This is a genomic window from Lunatimonas salinarum (assembly GCF_017811155.1).
In the GTDB taxonomy this organism is placed as follows: domain Bacteria; phylum Bacteroidota; class Bacteroidia; order Cytophagales; family Cyclobacteriaceae; genus Lunatimonas; species Lunatimonas salinarum.
Genome location: NZ_JACVCV010000042.1, coordinates 1,787 through 5,021, shown reverse-complemented (window position 1 = coordinate 5,021; position 3,235 = coordinate 1,787). Strand labels below are relative to the sequence as shown.

Sequence of the window (3,235 nt, the reverse complement as noted above, 5' to 3'; positions counted from 1 at the left end):
CTTAAACGCAAAAAAGCCCTTCGATTTCACGAAGGGCTTTTCAATAATGTGGCGGCGACCTACTCTCCCGGGTGTAACCCCAGTACCATCGGCGCGGCAGGGCTTAACTTCTCTGTTCGGGATGGGAAGAGGTGGGACCCCTGCGCTGGGCCGCCTAAATCTTTGGCCGCTCATTACCGGATCTGAGATAACAGTCGGGACATTTCCCATACCTCGTCCGGTCATGTGACCGTTTATACCGTTTGTTCAGGATCTCTTATCGAATATCTTAAGTCTTATATCTTACGTCTCAAGTCTCAGATCTCCCTTTTTCAACATGTCTTGCAGAGAATGCGGACGCTTCCGCGGACGTCCAAGTTTTCGGGCAATTAGTACTGCTCGGCTATGCCGTCTCCGGCTTTACACCTGCAGCCTATCAACGTCATCGTCTCTGACGGCCCTGTATGGAAATCTCATCTTGGGGCGAGTTTCGCACTTAGATGCTTTCAGCGCTTATCCCTTCCCGACTTAGCTACCCGGCGGTGCAGTTGGCACCACAACCGGTACACCAGCGGTCGGTCCAACCCGGTCCTCTCGTACTAAGGTCAGCCCCCCGCAGATTTCCCACGCCCGCAACAGATAGGGACCGAACTGTCTCACGACGTTCTGAACCCAGCTCGCGTGCCACTTTAATGGGCGAACAGCCCAACCCTTGGGACCTTCTCCAGCCCCAGGATGTGACGAGCCGACATCGAGGTGCCAAACCTCCCCGTCGATATGAGCTCTTGGGGGAGATCAGCCTGTTATCCCCAGCGTACCTTTTATCCTTTGAGCGACGGCCCTTCCATGCGGTACCGCCGGATCACTATACCCGACTTTCGTCCCTGTTCGGCTTGTCGGCCTCACAGTCAAGCCCCCTTATGCTATTGCACTCCGCGCACGGTTACCAGGCGTGCTGAGGGAACCTTTGGAAGCCTCCGTTATCCTTTTGGAGGCGACCACCCCAGTCAAACTACCCGCCAAACAATGTCTCCCAACATGGGGATTAGACACCAGGCAAACAAAGGGCCGTATTTCAACGTCGGCTCCACGAAACCTGGCGGTCCCGCTTCAAAGCCTCCGGCCTATCCTACACATCGTTTACCCGATGCCAATGTTAAGCTGCAGTAAAGGTGCATGGGGTCTTTCCGTCCCGTTGCGGGTACGCGGCATCTTCACCGCGACTACAATTTCACCGAGCTCATGGCTGAGACAGCGCCCAGATCGTTACACCATTCGTGCAGGTCGGAACTTACCCGACAAGGAATTTCGCTACCTTAGGACCGTTATAGTTACGGCCGCCGTTTACCGGGGCTTCAATTCAATGCTTCTCCTTGCGGATAACATCCCCTCTTAACCTTCCGGCACCGGGCAGGTGTCAGGCCTTATACTTCCTCTTTCGAGTTCGCAAAGCCATGTGTTTTTGATAAACAGTCGCCTGGGCCTTTTCACTGCGGCCTCCCATTCGCATGGGGAGGCGCCCCTTCTCCCGAAGTTACAGGGCCATTTTGCCGAGTTCCTTAGCCATGATTCACTCGAGCACCTCAGGATTCTCTCCTTGACCACCTGTGTCGGTTTGCGGTACGGGTGCACATGCGCTTGTCGCCAGAAGTTTTTCTTGGAGGCTTTTAGGGACACTATCCGCTTTCCCGAGGGATCGCGGTACTGTCAGGTTCGGCTAGAGCTGCGCATTTCACAACAGCCCCAATACCTACTCCCTTCAACGCGGTATTCCGTCACCGCGCGGTCCTTTCACCGCCCCGTCACTCCGTCACCTGCATGTGCAGTATGGGAATATTAACCCATTTTCCATCGGAATCCCCCTTCGGGTTATCCTTAGGGCCCGACTGACCCTGATCCGATTAGCGTTGATCAGGAAACCTTGGTCTATCGGTGTGCGGGTTTCTCGCCCGCATTATCGTTACTTATGCCTACATTTGCTTTTCCAATCCCTCCAGCGCACATCGCCATGCGCCTTCGCCGGTCATTGGAATGCTCCCCTACCACTACAGCTTGGCTGTAATCCTACGCTTCGGTATCGCACTTGATGCCCGATTATTATCGACGCCCTGCCGCTCGACCAGTGAGCTGTTACGCACTCTTTAAAGGAATAGCTGCTTCCAAGCTAACCTCCTGGCTGTCTCTGCAGCTGGACCACCTTTGTTCAACTTAGTGCAAATTTCGGGACCTTAGCGGTAGGTCCGGGTTCTTTCCCTCTCGGACTGGGACCTTAGCACCCCAGCCCTCACTGCCGCTACCATATGCCGGCATTCGGAGTTCGTCAGGATTTGGTAGGATATGACTCCCCCTAGTCCTATCGGTAGCTCTACCTCCGGCATACATTTCACGACGCTGTTCCTAAAAACATTTCGGGGAGTACGAGCTATTTCCCGGTTTGATTGGCCTTTCACCCCTACCCACGGCTCATCCGGAAGCTTTTCAACGCTTATCGGTTCGGCCCTCCACTCCGTTTTACCGGAGCTTCAGCCTGGCCATGGGTAGATCACCAGGTTTCGCGTCTACCCCCGCCGACTAAATCGCCCTGTTCGGACTCGCTTTCGCTGCGGCTCCCCCCGTCTACGGGGTTAACCTCGCCGGCGAGGTGTAACTCGTAGGCTCATTATGCAAAAGGCACGCCGTCACCCCGATAGATATCGGGGCTCCGACCGCTTGTAGGCGCACGGTTTCAGGTTCTGTTTCACCCCGTTATTCACGGTGCTTTTCACCTTTCCCTCACGGTACTCGTTCACTATCGGTCTCCGGGGAGTATTTAGCCTTTCCGGATGGTGCCGGACAATTCAACCGGGATTTCCCCTGTCCCGGCCTACTCAGGATCCCCGCCAGAAAACAAACACTTCCGGTACGGGACTCTCACCCTCTATGGTCTGCCTTCCCAGGCAGCTCCCGTCACGTTTGTCATCCTTACGCAGGTCCTATAACCCCGCGCCTGCCGTAACAGACACGGTTTGGGCTCTTCCGTTTTCGCTCGCCACTACTCGCGGAATCACTGTTGTTTTCTCTTCCTCCGCCTACTTAGATGTTTCAGTTCGGCGGGTTCGCCTCCATTTCTGGATATCCCGATAAATCGGGATGGGTTGCCCCATTCGGAAATCTGTGGATCAATTCGCCTGTGCCGATCCCCACAGCTTATCGCAGCTTGGCACGTCCTTCTTCGCCTCCCGGAGCCTAGGCATCCCCCGTGCGCCCTTGTCTACTT

Annotated in this window: 2 rRNA genes; both read right to left on the bottom strand. The window is 55.3% G+C overall.

From position 1 onward, the window contains the following. Positions 1-46 precede the first annotated feature (46 nt). Positions 47-158, bottom strand: a 5S ribosomal RNA gene (gene rrf, locus IAQ59_RS21490). Positions 159-348: 190 nt separating this feature from the next. Next, a 23S ribosomal RNA gene (locus IAQ59_RS21485) occupies positions 349-3,235 on the bottom strand.